The organism is Mesorhizobium kowhaii, assembly GCF_042431665.1.
Classification (GTDB): domain Bacteria; phylum Pseudomonadota; class Alphaproteobacteria; order Rhizobiales; family Rhizobiaceae; genus Mesorhizobium; species Mesorhizobium kowhaii.
This window is the reverse complement of the sequence record NZ_JBHLYT010000242.1, coordinates 1-15,404: the sequence shown is the minus strand read 5'-3', so window position 1 is coordinate 15,404 and position 15,404 is coordinate 1. Positions and strand designations below refer to the sequence as shown.

Here is a 15,404-nt window from a genome sequence, read left to right as displayed (position 1 = left end):
TGCGCGCCATGGGCGAAGATAGCGAGGAGATGCTCGATCTGGTCGCCCAGGCCTGGCAGGTGATGGAGACCATTCGACCCAAGTACAGCTGCCGGACCTGCGATAAAATCATCCAGGCGCCGGCACCAGCCAAGGCCATTGCACGCGGCAAGCTCAGCTATGCCGCGCTCGCCCATATCATGATGGCGAAGTGGGGTTATCATCTACCCTTCTACCGTCAGGCACAGATGATGGCCGCCAAGGGCGTCGATATCGAGCGATCCACCCTTGCGCGCAGCGCCGGCTACGCCGCCGCCTTGCTCGATCCGATCTACAATCGCATCCGCGAGATCGGCCGTACCCGCACCAAGATTCACACCGACGACACGCGGCTTCCGATCCTGGCGCCCGGCACCGGCAAGACGCACAAGGGCGCGCTCTGGGTTTACGTCGCCGACGACCGCAACTCGGGTTCGCAGGAGCCGCCGATCGCCTGGTATCGCGCCACCATGGGACGCGCTGGCGAGAGCGTCATGACCGAGCTCGCCGGATTTGCCGGCACGCTCCAGGCCGACGGTTTCAGCGGCTATAACCAGATCTACAAGGGCGGCGCCATTCGAGAAGCTGCCTGCCTGGCCCATCTGCGTCGCAAGATATTCGACGTTCACGACAGCCAGCCGACCGAACTCAGCACGACCGCGATGGCCGGTATCCAGGCGATCTACCGGATCGAGGAAGAGATACGGGGGCTCCCACCCGCCGAGCGATTGGCCGCACGACGAAGGCGGACCCGACCCCTGGTCCGGGCGCTGCGACGACAGCTCATGCGCCAGGGCAACGGTTTGTCGCGCCATGCCGATATCGCGAAGGCCTTCGCCTATGGCACCAAGCGATGGCGCGCGTTCAACCGCTTCCTATACGATGGCCGGCTCGAGCCCGACAACCTGATCGCGGAGCGCGCGATTCGTGGATTTACGGTGGGCAGGCGCAATTGGCTTTTCTCGGGCAGCTTCGCCGCGGCAGAGCGGTCCGCGGTCGTGCTCAGCATCATTGAGACCTGCAAGCTGTGCGGCGTCGATGCCGAAGCCTACATGGCCGATGTCGCCGAGCGCATCCAGCACGACTGGCCAGCCTCGCGCTGGGACGAGCTGATGCCATGTTGGGGTGGACGGCTCCCAACGGCATCGCAATGTGCCAGAATGAGTTCGTTGAAAGCTCAATCGAGGGAGACCGTCCGTGGAAGAGATTATCAGAATTGGCATGGATACGTCAAAGAGCGTTTTCCAATTGCATGGAGTGAACGCAGGCGAGCAACCAGTCCTTCGCAAGAAGCTTTCGCGTAGGGAGATGGTGAAATTCTTCGAGAAAACGCCGCCGACTACTATCGCACTCGAAGCCTGTGGAGGCTCTCATCATTGGGCGAGGCTGTTAAGTTCGTTCGGTCATGAGGTGAAATTGATAGCGCCTCAGTTGGCGAAACCTTATGTGAAACGCGGCAAGAACGACGCGGCGGACGCGGAAGCTTTGTGTGAGGCGATGAGCCGACCGACGATGCGCTTCGTGCCGGTGAAGACCGCGGACCAGCAGGCGGCGTTAATGCTGGTCGGTGTGCGAGAGAGACTCATTCGCAATCGGACACAGCTCGCCAACGCCATTCGCGGTTTTGCCATGGAGTTCGGCATCGTCGCGGCCACGGGCATGTGCCGCATCGAACCGCTGTTGGAGCGGATTGCGGCGGATCAATCCCTGCCTGAATTGGCCCGCGAGCTTTTTGTCATGCATGGCATTGAATATCGAGATTTGCTGGCTGAAACGAAAGCCGTCGAGGAAAAACTGACCACGTTGCACCGCTCCAATGAATGCAGCAGGCGCCTGGCCGAAATTCCGGGTGTCGGGCCGGTCGGCGCATCGCTTTTGATGATGAAGACCCCAGATCCCCGAACGTTCAAGTCGGGTCGCGATTTTGCCGCTTGGATAGGCCTCACGCCCAAAGACCATTCGACCGCAGGCAAGGTCAGACTGGGGGTGATCACACGTGCTGGCGACGAAATGCTGAGGAGCATATTGGTGGTTGGCGCAACTGCCCTTCTTCAGCATGTCAGAGCAGGTCGAAGCAGACATGCTTCCCGATGGCTGATCGAACTCCTGCAACGGAAGAAACCAAAGCTGGTTGCGGTGGCGCTCGCCAACAAGATCGCCCGTATTGCGTGGAAGCTCATGGTGAGCGGCGAGGCGTATCGGCGGACAGAGGAGCAAACGCAAGCAACATAGGAATTGGTCATCACGGTGAGCAGAATAGAATGCTACTGTGTTGAGCTGATGCTGTGAACTTGCAAGAGAAAAGCAGATGGTGCGATCGATCGATCCAAGACGCGTGATACTCCGTCAGTTCATTGGCCTTTCAAGGTCGTTGCCGTGTTAGGAACATGCGTTGCGGAAACCATCTTGGCCAGTGGTCATGTGCGACCACACACAAAGGCCGCACATATGGAAGCAAGCGATCCGATCAAAAATATCTGTAAAAAACACTTGCAAGTGGGAGCCGTCCACATATGGAACTGGGGGCGCCGCGAAGAGATGCCGCTCTCCTTGGCGGCATGAGCGCGATCGATGACATGGCGCTGTCGGACGAGGCGCTCGAAGCCTGGATGGCCGCCAAGACCGCCCGCCGCCCGTTGGTGCGGACCATGTCGGCGCTGGATGGCTTCGTAACGGCGGCGGTCACCGGGCCGCGGTTCGCGGACCCGCAAGACTGGATGTGCCCGCTCATGGGGTTGCCGCGCGACGTCTTGGCCAAAGGCTCTGCAACCGATCATGCCGTGTTTGCCAGCCTCGCCAGGATTCACAACCGGCTCAACGAGACGCTGTTCGACAGACCGCAGGATTATGCGCCCCGATTCGCCACCAAGCCCAGCGGCGGCATCGACCCCCGGCCGTGGTGCCAAGGGTTCTACGCGGCCATGAATCTCAACATCAAACGCTGGAAACGGCTGCTCGACCTCGACAACCCCAACCACGGCCTGCTGCTGCCGATCCTGATCTACTGCATCGACAAAAAGGGCAGGCCCGCCCTTGGCAAGCCCCGACCGGGGCCCGAGACCGCGCATTTCATCGAGCACGAGGCCTACAAAGACATCGCCCTCGTCATCCCAGCCCTCCGCGAACTCCACTACGTCACCCACTACCATCAGTGATCGGCGCCGGCGCGCCGGCCAACGAGCGACCTACCATAGACGAGCCACAAGACGATTTTGGGCAAGGTGCCTTGGTGCATCGCTTACCGCTCAGTTGACCATTATCTTGATGGTCGCGACCGTCGGCGGCGTATCAAATGCCATCGCGTGAACCTTTTCCTTGCGCCATATCTTCACCTTGGTTTGCTGCCTGCGTTCCCGGCTCGCCGCCATGGTTCTTCGTCAAACCAGCCAAGCAACTCCTCGGTAACTCCTGCAAATGGATCAGGTCGCCGCCGTTCTCGCTTTTGTTTTGATTTCAGCCACGCGGTGGGACGGGTTTCGTCGCCCCCTTCCAGGCAGTTCGCACTCCTGAGAGGAACCTACCGAGCGCGGGCTCCGTCACGGGTGCCGCATGGCCTTCATCATCGCTGGCGTGGGCGGGCCTGGTGTCGTCGGTGGGATGGAAACGGTGGCTCCGAGCCTGGGAGTCGTTGCCAAAAGCCGATCGTCGCACCGGCGATGCTGATACCCTTGCCGCTGATTTCGATCGCCTGCTGACCGGTTTTGCCCATTGCCACAAGGCGGATCTTATCGGGCGTCACCTCGATGCAGTTGCCGGCTGAAGTCAGGAGGTACTGACCCTTGACATCGATGCAATAGGAATTACCAACCTCCACGGTATGGTCCCTTTCTGCCTTCAGATAGACCTCTTCGCAACCTTGTTTGTCCTCGAAGCGCAGCTCGTTGTAGGCATTGACGGCGCCCTGATCGGTGTGCGTTCGGAAAGTCGAGCAGGTCTTGTCCAGCGGCAGGGTTTCAGGAGGCAGGTTAGAGCCGTTGTAGACGACACCGGTCACCAGGGGCCAATCTGGATTGCCGTGAATAAAGTTCACGACAACCTCCTGGCCGATCCGGGGAATGATGACGTGGCCGAAGCCCTTACCCGCCGAGCTCTGGGCAACCCTGATCCAACAGGAGCTGGTGTCGTCCTTATTGCCTTCGCGGTCCCAGAAGAACTGCACCTTGATGCGGCCGAACTGGTCCGTCGCGATCGTATCTCCCTTTGGGCCCACGACGACCGCCGTATGCGGTCCCCGAATCTCCGGCTCGGGCGTGCGGCGCGGCGGGCGATACTGGGTGGTCGCGGGGATAATCTCCACCGTGCTACGATATACGACTTCTCTCTCCCGACCCGCGGCGTCCGCTTCGGTGCGAATGTCCCCCAACTCTGCGACCAAAGTGAAATCACTCGCGACCGCCAAAAACCGATCACTGGGCGTTGGGCGCGCACCCACATCGCCATAGTAAAAGGGATTCGCAGCCTTGAAGATCAACCCTGTTCTAATCTGGCGTGCCGTACATTCGACCCGCGCACGATAAGCGTTGCAGGCGAGCTCTTCGGCGCGGATGCAAGCATAGAAATCCCCGTCCGCTTTTTCGGTGTAGCGTCCCGGATAGACGAAGGTCTCCCGAATTGCCGTGGAGCCGCCGCCAAAGGCTGTTGAGGTATTGACTGGCCTGAAGCGCCCGGCCTCGGGAGATCGGATGAAGGTGCCTTCCACAGGCTTGCAAGCTGGAATGCCTCCGATCTTCACGGAAGGAACTTGCGCGACGGCCGTGAGCTCTGCCCTCGGCTTCTCATGGTTGTAGTCCTTGAGAACGACCTTGTTCGGCTGGAGCGACACGACCTCCTCCCAACGCAGGATGACGTCGTCCCGATGTAGATTTGGCGCAGGCCTGAGGTTGTGGTGCGTCTCCACGATCTCGGGCGCGCAGGCGATGTGGCTCGCGGCGTTGTCGACCAGCACTAGGTCGTGTTGGTCCTCCGCATGTTCAAAATAGTAGTAGATGCCGTCCTGCTCCATCAGTCGGCTGACAAAGGCCAGATCCGTCTCATCGTACTGGACGCAGTAGGAGCGCTGTGGGAATCGTCCGGTGGTCTGGTTCTTAAAATTTCCTTTGTGTTCCCGAAAAATCGTGGTGATGATCTCTATGCTGGTCTTGTTTTGAAAGATCCGACTGTTGGAGCGATAATCGAGAAGCGAAAGCCAAGGTCGCATCTGCGCCACGTAGTTCAGGTTTGCTCCGTCATCGTGCCCCAAGTATTGGAACTCCGTAACGATGCCGTGGAAGAAGCGCATTGCAGAGCCCTTGAGTTTAAGGCCTACCGCCAAGCTTTGCCCGGGAATCGTAGCAAAGTTCTGGATCGGATGGCGGCTGACGAGCCTCACCTCGTAGTGGAAGAGTTGCCCCAGCCGCTCGCTGCCTGTGAGCCGTCGGAGAAAAACATCATCGGGGTCGAACGCGGCCAAGGTGACCGCAGCAGAACAATTGCGCTTCAGGAGATTGTCGATTTTTGATCGGACCATCATTGTGTTCCTTGGTTTCGCTGCGATCTGGCGTAAGTGGAAAAGACCCAACCGAAGACCCGCTAGCAAAATGTGATGGAAAGCGTCGTCGAACCGGTGTGGGCGCCACGCTCAAGCAGTTACGGCGGAATTGGACACAATTGCTCCAGCCGCTGATCAGGCGGGGTAGTCGTTAGGTCATCGGCGTCCCGCCGCATCTCCCGCTTGCCTATCCAACTCGTCCAGCCGAGCCTGCCGCGGCGACCCAGCCGCACTTCCGGCATCTCCTCGCGGCGGAGGACAAGATTGACCTCCCAGTCCAGTTCATCTCCAATATAATTGCGGATGATCTGAGCCATGGTCCTAAGACCGAGAGCCCCGGGCAAAAGCGACTCGTACTGAACCAGGCTGAGCGGACCGACAATGAGACGAAAGCGGTGGTGGTGCACTCTGATCCTCCTACCGGCAGTAGCCGTGCAGCCCAGCCTGCCCGTGCGCGGGTCGAGGCCCAGGAGGCAGAGCGAGACGCGGGGCAGTTTGACCCATTGCGGGACAAACTCACGTGTATCGACCGGCGCCTCGAAGAAGCTCGCGACGATGGCGGCAAGCCCCTCGGGATTGCGGGTGTGTGAGGCGAGACGGCCGGTGAAGTGGAGTTTGGCCAGATCGGGCATAGCATCTCGTGCAAGCAGGGCGGTCATGCCAAAGCCGGCGAGGGAGGCGAGCTGAAGCGCGAAGCGATCTTCGTGTGGCCTGTCGTGGCTTACGGTCGGCTCACTCTCCGCCCAGGCACGAAAGAAGAACGAGGCCATACGGTGATGGAAGATATCGGCAAACCTGACCAGCGTCTCATCCGCGGCGTTTTGCTGTCTGAGAAGAGCATACTCCGTCAAATGCAACGGGAGAGGACCGTTGGATCCGAACAATCCGAAGAGGTAAGTGGAGATTCGCGCAAAATCAGTCTCCCCTCCATCCGTCACGCCCGCGATCGGTCGCGTCGGAAAGGCGAGCGAGGGCTCTTGGCCGATCCGCACCCGATCCAGGCTCGGCCGGCCCGATTCCCCCAGTCGAGGTCGATCTGAGCAGATCGCGTCGACCCGCCGCAGAGCCTCGAAGAAGTCGTAACCATGCGGTTCGGCTGCAACGGCGCTGAGGAATTGGCCGAGAGCGTCCGCAATCAGAGGATCGCCCGGCGGCCGGTCATCGTCGGCCATCGCATGATCTCCCCTCGTTGCAACGTCGAGACGACCGTCTCCGTGAAGCTGTTGATCGAAACGTATTTTGCGAAGAACTGGTTGAGTACCGAGGCGAGCGGAAAGATGCCGACGCCTTCGAAAGCCGCTTCGTCCAGGGTGATGCCAACCTCGATTCCACGTGCCACGGCGGCTTGTCCACCGCCAGGCAGCCGCCGGATCGCAGGTTGTGACCGGATCTCCCGGATGCCGTCGATCTGCCGTGAGGCGCACGCATTGTCCGGATCGATGTAGAGGCGCAGGAGTTCGCGCAGCGCCTCTGCGCCTTGGTGACCACCCCTGTCGGAATTACTGACTGAAAGGTAGTTCAGCGAAAGGTGGCTGATCAGTTTCCAGGTGAAATCGCCGTTGGCGAAGGAGTGGCCTGGTCGGCTCGGTGGCGATATGCACCGGGTGGCGGTAACCGGAGCGCCGATTTCCAGGGTGAAGTCGGTCTCGTCTCGGCCGATCGGTAACAGCAGCGGCAAATCCCGGTTCGAGCACAGGCAGCGCACCGACAACTGCTGAGGTCCCGCCGAATAGGGACCCGCCCGGCGATCGACCAGAGAGACGAAGGTCTCGCTGCCGATATAGCCAGTTCGCGCCCCATTCGATCGTTGGTGCTCCGACATCTGCCGCTGCTCCCGCCGGAGCATGTAGTACCTGGAGTGCTGCTCCTCCCGGCCGTGCGCGCTGATGCTGTAGAAGGGGAGGAACTCGGCGGGGGCTGCTCCGTTGCTCTCTCCGTAGCCACTCATTGCGAGGATGGAGTGAACCTCAAAGTCGAGGGGCCTCATCCTGTCTACGATTACATTATGCTCATGGTCTTTTTCCCTCACGTGAATTCGATCAGCTTGGCGTTCGAACAAATTGATCGCAGGGGTCGCGAAGAGAGCGATGTTCTCAGGTCCGAGATGACGTTCCAGCCGTGGTTCGACTCGGCCAAGCGCGAACACGATCTCGAGGCTTTCCGTCGTTGACAGGGACACGGCGTCGGCAAGCCCACTCACCTCGACGAACAACGTCCGCTCCGCGATGGCGAAATACTCCTGCAGGAGACGGTAACCGTCGAAGGAGCGTGGGACCTCGGGCAGGAGCGCGCAGTTCGGCTCGAGACCACGCTGCCGCAGCATATTGAGCGGGATTCTCTCCTGCCAAGTGATTGGCCGGCCGACGGGACGGGCAACGATGGCGCGTGTGTCGGCGATCAGCTGCTCGGCAAGCGCCGCACCGATGCCACCGGGCCCGAGAAGGTGTAGTGTCAGGGCCTTAAGTGAGAGTCGATTGAATGGCATGCCGTTGGTGGTACGAAGCCGCAGTCGAAAGGCAGCCTTCACCTGTTGCCGGGCCGGAAGATCCAGGGAGGAGATCTGCCCGGGCGTCGCGAAGTAGTCGGCGGCGCTCACCATGATCGGCCATAGATGGACGTCGTGAGCCGTGCGGAACTCGCAATGGGTGACGGCGCCCGGAGCGAGTCGGCCGAAAAGTTTGGTTCCGCGCGGCACGACGTATGCATTCTCGATCGGTCCGGCTTCCGCATCCGGTTCGAAGCGCACGATCGTCATCGACGGTATCGGCGGTAGAAAGTGCGGATACACCATCTCCAACAGGTGCTGCGTGAAATTCGGGAAACGTGACTGCAGCTTCAGCTGCACCCGCGCGGCCATGAAGGCGAAGCCTTCCAGCAGCCGCTCGACATAAGGATCGGCGACCTCTTCTGCTTCCATCCCGAGCCGTCCGGCAACCTTCGGGAAGGAGCGAGCAAATTCGGCCCCCATCTCGCGCATGTAGGCCAGCTCATCGTTGTACAATCCGAGAAGCCGGGGATCCATCAGCTTGTCTCCGGATCCAAACCAACACGGACAACTTGGAGTTCGGGATCCACCTCCGTGCGCATTGTCATCGGCAGCGGAGCAGGCAGCGCCCACAGATCGGCCGCAATCTTAAAGCGAAAGGAGCTGCAGTCCTGTCCGTCGTTGAGGACCATCACCTTAATACTGCGCGGTAAGAGCCGCGGCTCGAATCGCTGCAGGCTCTCGGCGATTTCGTCTCCCAAGGCGCTCGAATCGATGCCTTCGCGGATGTGCCCGCTGAGAGGCCGGACCCCGTAGTTGAGTGTGCTGGCCGCGACGAGGGGGTATGCGTGGAGTGCCACGCTTGAAGCCAATTGATTCGTGTTCAACAGCCAGGACACGTCGCGTAGAATCACCTCTTGTAGTTGGCGAATTGAGAAACTGCGCTTGTCCTGCGTTTCGCACGCGCTGTTCGGCTCATCGTCAGTGAGCCTGTCGAGGAGGGAAGGCTGCACCAGATCCCGCCTAAGATGCCTGGTCATGTTCGATCTCCAGAATCGCAATTTTCGACGAGGCGACTGCCAATTTCGCCACCGTCAGCTGACAACCAGCTTATTGAACTCGGCGCTGTTCGAGACCTGGTTCCAGATCCCTTCGCCTGCCTTGGTTAGAGCGCCATGCATATCCTGCTTGTAATAGATCATCTTGCAGGCGCCGAACCGGCAGGTGATCGTCTCCTCCGGAGCGTCTTCCGCATAGGCCCACTCGACCTTCTCGATCGCGAGCATGTTGAAACTCCAGTGCAAGAATAGGTTGGAATCAGCTGTGAGAAGTCCGCTGCCTGTCGACTTGAAGAGCTTTAAGTCAACGTCGTTAAAATGCGCGCCTCGACCGCAGGCCACGTACAGCGCGGATGAGGCGCTATCCACCTGCTTCTTAATAGTGAAAACCTCGAATTCAGCCTTGCCTGTCCCAGCGCCGACAGTGTGAGGCCCGATGTTGAGCTTGTTTTCGATTGAGAAGCTCCATTCGTCGGCAAGCGTAAAACCATCCTTCAGGATAAGAGATTCCCCTTTGGGCTGAATGCCATCCTTGGACACTGTGTTGAACTTCATGACTGCGTCGAACGCCATGACGAATTCTCCTTCGGTATCGTGACACTGGGGCCGGGCGGTTTTGTCATATAGAGCTGCCGGGTGCGGCGAACGGCCCTCTGCGGACCAAATTTGCCTTCGCCACTTCCTTTATGGAAGGACGTACCCTCTCAGCCTTTTCGGGCAGACGGCAGGCGCGACACCAGCCTCAGAGAGATGGTCAAGCCTTCAAGCTGGTAATGCGGCCGCAGATAGAATCTGGCAGTGTAATAACCAGGATTGTCTTCAGCCTCGTCCACCTCGACCTTGGCTGAGGAGAGCGGCTGTTGTGCCTTGCTTTCTTCGCTCCCCAGCTCGGGCGAGGGGTGGACGTAACGCTGGATCCATTGGTTGAGCCACTCCTCGACCTCATGGCGCTCTTTAAACGTGCCAATCTTGTCCCGAACCAGGCACTTCAAATAATGGGCAAAGCGGCAGATTGCGAAAATGTAGGGTAGCCTAGCGCTGAGCTCAGCATTCGCTGACGCGTCCAAGTCTTCGTACTTGATCGGTTTGTTGACGGTCTGAGCGCCAATAAATACGCCAAGATCGGTATTCTTGCGGTGCAGCAGCGGCAGAAGGCCGTTCTTGGAGAGCTCGGCCTCGCGGCGGTCGCTGATCGCGGTCTCAGTGGGGCATTTTAGATCAACGCCGCCGTCGTCGCTTCGGAAGGTATGCACCGGCAGGCCTTCGACGAGGCCACCGGATTCTACACCGCGTATTCTGGAGAGCCAGCCGTAGAGCTTAAACGAGCGTGTGATGTTTACCCCCATGGCATAGGCTGCGTTCGTCCAGAGGTACCTTTGGCTATCGCCGCCGTCCGTCTCCTCCTCGAAGGCGAATTCGTCGACCGGGTTGGTCTTGGTCCCGTAGGGCAACCGCCCGAGGGTGCGCGGCAGCGTCAGCGCCACGTATCGCGAGTTTTCGCTCTCGCGAAATGCTCGCCAAGTGGCGTGCTCGGGCGTTAGGAAAATCTTCGTGATGTCGCGTGGGTTCGAGAGCTCGCGCCAAGAGTCCATCTGCAGCAGATGCGGGGAGACAGCAGAAATGAGAGGGGAGTGGCTTGCCGCAGCAATTTGCGCGAGTCCCGATAGCAATTCTATGTCTGGCGGGGTATGGTCGAAATAGTAGTCGGCAATCAGGCAGCCATAGGGTTCACCGCCGATCTGCCCATATTCTTCTTCGTAGATTTTCTTGAATAGCGGGCTCTGATCCCAGGAGACGCCCTTGTATTTTTTCAGGGCACGAGAAAGCTCCTTCTTGGAGACGGGAAGAAAGCGAATCTTTAGCGTCTCGTCTGTCTCGGTGTTCACCGTAAGGTGATGCAAGCCCCGCCAGGCTGATTCCAGATTTTGGAAATCCTCGTGATGGAGGATCTCGTTGACTTGTGTGGACAGCTTGTCATCGATGGACGCAATAATCGACTGGATAGTAGCCACGATGTCGTCGCTGATCAGGGACGTGTTACCAAGCGCCTGCTCGGCCAGTGTTCTGACTGCGCTATCCACGGCATCACGGGCTTGGTCCGAGTAGATCCTTAACTCGCATTGTAGCAAGCTGCTGAAACCGTCCGGATCAAACGTAGCAACAGTGGCGTCTTGCAACACGGCGGAGATTGTATCTGTGGACGTCATGATCAATTCTACTTCGTCTCTGTGGGTGGCAACTGAGGCGCTTTATGTTCAGCCTCGGGCACGCCGCTCAGGGCGCTGAGCAGGGACCGGTCGGCGAGCAAATTGGCGATCAACCGCTCGGCACCGTTCTTGCCGTCCATGTAGGCTAGAAGATTAGAAAGCTGCGTTCGCGCCTCAAGCAGCTTGTTCAAACTGTCGACCTTACGCGCCACGGCCGCAGGCGAGAAATCGTGCATTCGCTCGAAACTCAATTCGATGGCAAGCTGGCCTTCGCCCGTCAACAGGTTCGCTACCCGCATCGCCACCCTGGGCTTCAGCGATTTGAGCCGATCATCGAAGTTGTCAATGTCGATCTCCATCATCTTGCGCTCGGCAAGCGGAGGCAACGGCGCGGCAGGATCGCCTACGAGATCAGACATGACGCCGACCACGAAGGGAAGCTGCACCTTCTTTTGCGAGCCGTAGGTCTCGACGTCGTATTCGATTTGGACGCGAGGAGGGCGATTTCGCGAAATGAACTTTTGACTGCTCTCCTTTGCCATGTGTTCCATTCTCCTTGTCGGCTATGAAGTTGCGATGCCTCAAGTACCCTCGTCGGCAATCAGGCCGGCTATGGAGCGGTAGTGCGCAGCACCCTCCGGCGCCAGCTCTGCCACTAGAGCCATGAAGTCCTTCGACACGAGACGCTTCGCCCGCTCGAGCAGCGCTGGTACGGGGCTGGCCGGCTCGTTAACTTGATACCAGCGGCAAACGCGGCCGAGGATATTGACGACGTCATCTCGGTCGCGGATCTCTCCCGGATATGGGGCGTCGCCAGAATCCTCCGACAGGGGCATTGCGGCCACGGGCTCGGAGCGTCTATGGGCATCGACCAGTTCCTTGCCTTGGCGAAGCAGCGCTGTTAGAGGTTGGAAACGGACGGCTTCGGCCATGTCGACGCGCCGCTTAACGCTACCATCCAAATCGATGACCGCCGAGAGGCTGGCGTCGAGATCACCGCTTGTTTGGTCGAACTGGCCAGGATCGGTGTCGCCAAAGGCGAGTTTGATGGTCGTGGTATCAACTTCACATGGCTGAGACTGCTGCGCTGACATCCAGTCACCGAGCGCAAATGCTCCGAACCGCCTGGAAGCGGTGAGAGGAACGCGGCGGATGTCCGCCATAAGCCCGGAGGGATCGCACAGATTTGCCAAAGCATTGAGACGCACGGTCTGGTCGCCGCCGTCGTCTGCATCCGGCCGCGGATGTAGCTCCGGCCAGTAAATCTCGACATAAGCGACGAGAAGCTCAAGGCTCTTGGCCAGTCCAGAGAAGCCGAACTGGCTGACAGCGGAGCGTGTCAGCAAGACGCCGATGCGAAGGTCTTTGGTACGCGTAGCAAGGTCGAGGCCGAGCCGCCACACCTCTTCCCAATTGGGAGCCTCTTCCGCCTTGAGAGAGCCGCCGATATGCTGGGCAGGCCTCCCCTGCGACGCCATCTCAAATTCCAGGAAGCTTAAGTCGTAATCGAGAGCGTCCCCGCACGCGTTGCCCTCGCTGACCGGCCTCAATAGATATTCTGCATCGAGCATGACAACCCTGGACGTCGTGACTTTTACTGGGTCCGTGCTACCCCGATCCCGGAGTGCCTTGGGCCCTTTCGCTCATTTTAATGATGATCCCGGGATATTTCGCATGCGTGATTGATATGCAGGTATGCTGAAGCGCGGAGTCCACGCTTCATCCTGTGGCTGATATCGGCTGCGCATGTAGAGGAGCAGTGAATGCCTGGGGTGAGCGGTTGTGTGCGTCAAATTCTGCAAAAAGGGGCGGCCACGAGGCTGCTTGGTCGTCGAGCCTGACCGAGAGCAACTCTGTCGCCGTGCATCATGGAATATTGATTGTGCATGGCAAGGGGCGGCTGCCAGGCACTAGCATGGGACGCTCACTATCCTGGTATGGAGTGGCGGCAGTGACCACGGAATGGTGGATCGAAGGCATGACCCAAGGGGAAGCGGAGCTGGACCACGTCCTGGACGCATGGGTTGCAAAAGAGGATCAAAGAGAAAATGAGAATCGGGAAGAGGCAACAAGACGCCTGCAGCGATGACTGGCCAGAGCAGGTTTGACCGGTGCCGGCGACGCTGACGCCGAGCGGGAGCTCGGATTCACATCCGTAACGAGATCGCCCGCGAAATTAAGGGCGAGCTGACGCGCCAGGTGTTTGGTAACCGCGACATCGATCTGTGCGGCAGATTAAAAAGCGGCGAAGCGGAGGCGTCGTAAGGGCGACATGAGGGGTGGAAATAGAGAACCTAAAGGCGCATTAACGGTGACCCAGCGGCTTCTTGACGGAGTGGCTGGGGATCCGAGTGCGAGGAGTGTATTTTACGCTTGGGTTCGTGCACTCACCGAGGTTGGTTCCCAGAGCACGGCGCCACCCCCTGCAAGGCATTCTGCACTGCTGAATCCGGAGGGAGAGCTCGGCAGGAAAGGAGCGGGGAAAGGCGGAACGGGGCAAGGATCGAGCCTTTCCGCGCGCGCGGTTAAGTACGGCTTGTTCCTCGCGGGTGCGGGCTACGCCTACAACGAAGTCGCCAACAACTTCTTCCTGTCCACCACGGCGTTGCATGACGGGAAAATGGGCTTCACCAGCAACGAGCGGCTCAGGACCGCTCACGCGAAAGCGAGGGAGTATTATGACAGCTATCACGCCGCCGGCGCCGAAACCCAGCGTTCGAGTGAGCGCACCGCGGATCGAATCCGTACCTGTGGCAACAATCAATTTGCAACGTTGATTGATTACCGGGCGGCGACCCGCGTGCACGTCGCGCGCCTCGTGGACGATGAGCAGGCGCGCGCGTCACTCATTCTGAACCTGGCGTGCATGAAGGGTCATCTTGTTAAAAATGAGTGCGTGACCAAGTACAGGCCGCCGCAAGTCCCCAAGGATCCGGACCTTACAAAGAGCCAGCTGTACGATCAGAAGAACAAGTACGCTTTGACAGGCGTACTCAACGAGAAGACCGGTGCCTACGGCTACACGTCAAGGTCAATCACTCATCCCTTCGTGAACAAGGGTGCCCGGCACTTCCACGATACCATCCGCAGCGAGAAGGGCGTAACTCTCAAGCGATGCAACGAGACACTCGAAGCACTCCTCGACAAGGACTGCGGGCTTGGCGAGGAAGCTCAGTTCGCGGCCGGCCAAGCCATTCTTAATTTTAGACAGGTCTATGCTGCGCACTGGGGCCATGCCGAAAAGGTCGTGATGAAGACTCTGGTTGAGCACGGCTTCCTGTCACCGGTGGAGACTGAGAAGCTCGATTCGACTCTGATGTTCGAGAAACCCGACAAGAACAAGCTGCAGCGCAACACTAGCTTGGTGGGTCCGTGGCTGCACAATTTCGAAACCCGGCTCCAGGAGATCCGATCGGGTCAGGAGCCCGCAGTGGTCGCGGATCTGAACCATCCGCAAATCGCGGACATGAAATACCTGCCCATCGCGCATTTCAAGTTGAACGAGCAGGGTAATGGTTTCGAGGACTGCTCTGGACTGGGCGATTCATTCACATGCGCCAATGCCGTCGCCTGCATCAACCACGCTCGTTTAATGAGTGGTCGGCAGCGGCTCTCGAAGGAAGAGGTCATGGTAATCATTGCGTGCGTCAACGCAGTGTACGATGACACGGGTTCAATGCGGCATACGCTTCACGAGATAGCGCGCGGCTGTTTCGCGGGCGCTGGCTACACCATCGAGGATGCTGATGAGTTCTACACGGTTGTCTGCCGAAAGGCAGCGGAAGAGTTTTATGGTGGAAGGAACCTCTCGAAGCGTATTGGTGATAGTGTCGGGCCTTCTACGTAGACAGGCCCGCGCTTTAACCGATACCATTGGGAAGGACCGGCCTCGACGGCATTCGATGTTGCTTGGCGATCATTCGCAGGTGGTTCGATGCGTGCAGCGTCGGATTCCGCTGCTTCGCCGTTGATCCAGAAGGCATTTGGTGGACCGCCGCGGCTCTAAGTATCTGCTCCAAAAAGAAGTGAGTGATTTCAGCGGGTTGTGATTCAGTCGGATTGCTGAGATTCGACGGAGATCACGATGCCCTGGACCGAAACCACTCGCC

The 15,404-nt window shown here is 59.1% G+C and carries 13 protein-coding genes; 4 read left to right on the top strand and 9 right to left on the bottom strand.

Annotated elements, in window-relative coordinates:
* Positions 1–29: 29 nt before the first annotated feature.
* From tnpC to ACFFNA_RS40505, 3 genes are all read left to right on the top strand, one after another.
* The gene (gene tnpC / locus ACFFNA_RS40515; RefSeq protein WP_378926045.1) at positions 30–1,322 is read left to right on the top strand and encodes an IS66 family transposase; all 1,293 of its coding nucleotides are present in this window, start codon (positions 30–32) and stop codon (positions 1,320–1,322) included.
* Entirely contained in the window at positions 1,216–2,250 is a 1,035-nt protein-coding gene (locus ACFFNA_RS40510; protein WP_378926043.1) for an IS110 family RNA-guided transposase, read from the top strand. The genes tnpC and ACFFNA_RS40510 overlap by 107 nt, the downstream gene beginning before the upstream one ends.
* A gap of 344 nt (positions 2,251–2,594) precedes the next feature.
* Complete coding sequence (locus tag ACFFNA_RS40505; protein WP_378926041.1) at positions 2,595–3,173, top strand: UPF0149 family protein; 579 nt, start codon at positions 2,595–2,597, stop codon at positions 3,171–3,173.
* Positions 3,174–3,263: 90 nt separating this feature from the next.
* On the opposite strand, the gene ACFFNA_RS40500 is transcribed toward ACFFNA_RS40505, so the two are convergent.
* The 9 genes from ACFFNA_RS40500 to tssA all read right to left on the bottom strand — a co-directional run bounded on the left by ACFFNA_RS40500 (position 3,264) and on the right by tssA (position 12,866).
* Positions 3,264–3,386 (bottom strand): hypothetical protein, encoded by a 123-nt coding sequence (locus ACFFNA_RS40500; RefSeq protein ID WP_378926040.1) that lies wholly within the window; start codon positions 3,384–3,386, stop codon positions 3,264–3,266.
* Positions 3,387–3,577: 191 nt separating this feature from the next.
* Positions 3,578–5,524 (bottom strand): type VI secretion system Vgr family protein, encoded by a 1,947-nt coding sequence (locus tag ACFFNA_RS40495; protein WP_378926038.1) that lies wholly within the window; start codon positions 5,522–5,524, stop codon positions 3,578–3,580.
* A gap of 119 nt (positions 5,525–5,643) precedes the next feature.
* A complete protein-coding gene (tssG, locus tag ACFFNA_RS40490; RefSeq protein ID WP_095090505.1) occupies positions 5,644–6,717 on the bottom strand; it encodes a type VI secretion system baseplate subunit TssG in 1,074 nt (357 codons plus the stop codon).
* The gene (tssF, locus tag ACFFNA_RS40485; RefSeq protein WP_095090148.1) at positions 6,681–8,567 is read right to left on the bottom strand and encodes a type VI secretion system baseplate subunit TssF; all 1,887 of its coding nucleotides are present in this window, start codon (positions 8,565–8,567) and stop codon (positions 6,681–6,683) included. Before tssF ends, tssG begins: the two co-directional genes overlap by 37 nt.
* Positions 8,567–9,070 (bottom strand): type VI secretion system baseplate subunit TssE, encoded by a 504-nt coding sequence (gene tssE, locus ACFFNA_RS40480; RefSeq protein WP_378926036.1) that lies wholly within the window; start codon positions 9,068–9,070, stop codon positions 8,567–8,569. Before tssE ends, tssF begins: the two co-directional genes overlap by 1 nt.
* 54 nt (positions 9,071–9,124) lie before the next feature.
* A complete protein-coding gene (locus tag ACFFNA_RS40475; RefSeq protein ID WP_095090145.1) occupies positions 9,125–9,661 on the bottom strand; it encodes a type VI secretion system tube protein Hcp in 537 nt (178 codons plus the stop codon).
* 131 nt (positions 9,662–9,792) lie between these two features.
* A complete protein-coding gene (gene tssC / locus ACFFNA_RS40470) occupies positions 9,793–11,295 on the bottom strand; it encodes a type VI secretion system contractile sheath large subunit (protein ID WP_095090143.1) in 1,503 nt (500 codons plus the stop codon).
* A gap of 8 nt (positions 11,296–11,303) precedes the next feature.
* On the bottom strand, positions 11,304–11,837 hold the full coding sequence (tssB, locus tag ACFFNA_RS40465; protein ID WP_095090504.1) for a type VI secretion system contractile sheath small subunit: 534 nt from the start codon (positions 11,835–11,837) through the stop codon (positions 11,304–11,306).
* A 39-nt stretch (positions 11,838–11,876) separates the two neighbouring features.
* On the bottom strand, positions 11,877–12,866 hold the full coding sequence (tssA, locus tag ACFFNA_RS40460) for a type VI secretion system protein TssA (protein ID WP_095090142.1): 990 nt from the start codon (positions 12,864–12,866) through the stop codon (positions 11,877–11,879).
* Between the two features lie 701 nt (positions 12,867–13,567).
* Here tssA and xopAG point away from each other — a divergent pair.
* A complete protein-coding gene (gene xopAG, locus ACFFNA_RS40455; RefSeq protein WP_378926033.1) occupies positions 13,568–15,142 on the top strand; it encodes a XopAG/AvrGf1 family type III secretion system effector in 1,575 nt (524 codons plus the stop codon).
* The last annotated feature ends 262 nt before the right edge of the window (positions 15,143–15,404 follow it).

What these genes read in the sequence shown, in the direction of transcription:
- tnpC (WP_378926045.1), top strand. Translation starts at nt 30, where the DNA reads ATGCTCGATCTGGTCGCCCAGGCCTGGCAGGTGATGGAGACCATTCGA.
- ACFFNA_RS40505 (WP_378926041.1), top strand. Translation starts at nt 2,595, where the DNA reads ATGGCGCTGTCGGACGAGGCGCTCGAAGCCTGGATGGCCGCCAAGACC.
- ACFFNA_RS40500 (WP_378926040.1), bottom strand. Translation starts at nt 3,386, where the DNA reads ATGGCGGCGAGCCGGGAACGCAGGCAGCAAACCAAGGTGAAGATATGG.
- ACFFNA_RS40495 (WP_378926038.1), bottom strand. Translation starts at nt 5,524, where the DNA reads ATGGTCCGATCAAAAATCGACAATCTCCTGAAGCGCAATTGTTCTGCT.
- tssG (WP_095090505.1), bottom strand. Translation starts at nt 6,717, where the DNA reads ATGGCCGACGATGACCGGCCGCCGGGCGATCCTCTGATTGCGGACGCT.
- tssF (WP_095090148.1), bottom strand. Translation starts at nt 8,567, where the DNA reads ATGGATCCCCGGCTTCTCGGATTGTACAACGATGAGCTGGCCTACATG.
- tssE (WP_378926036.1), bottom strand. Translation starts at nt 9,070, where the DNA reads ATGACCAGGCATCTTAGGCGGGATCTGGTGCAGCCTTCCCTCCTCGAC.
- ACFFNA_RS40475 (WP_095090145.1), bottom strand. Translation starts at nt 9,661, where the DNA reads ATGGCGTTCGACGCAGTCATGAAGTTCAACACAGTGTCCAAGGATGGC.
- tssC (WP_095090143.1), bottom strand. Translation starts at nt 11,295, where the DNA reads ATGACGTCCACAGATACAATCTCCGCCGTGTTGCAAGACGCCACTGTT.
- tssB (WP_095090504.1), bottom strand. Translation starts at nt 11,837, where the DNA reads ATGGCAAAGGAGAGCAGTCAAAAGTTCATTTCGCGAAATCGCCCTCCT.
- tssA (WP_095090142.1), bottom strand. Translation starts at nt 12,866, where the DNA reads ATGCTCGATGCAGAATATCTATTGAGGCCGGTCAGCGAGGGCAACGCG.
- xopAG (WP_378926033.1), top strand. Translation starts at nt 13,568, where the DNA reads ATGAGGGGTGGAAATAGAGAACCTAAAGGCGCATTAACGGTGACCCAG.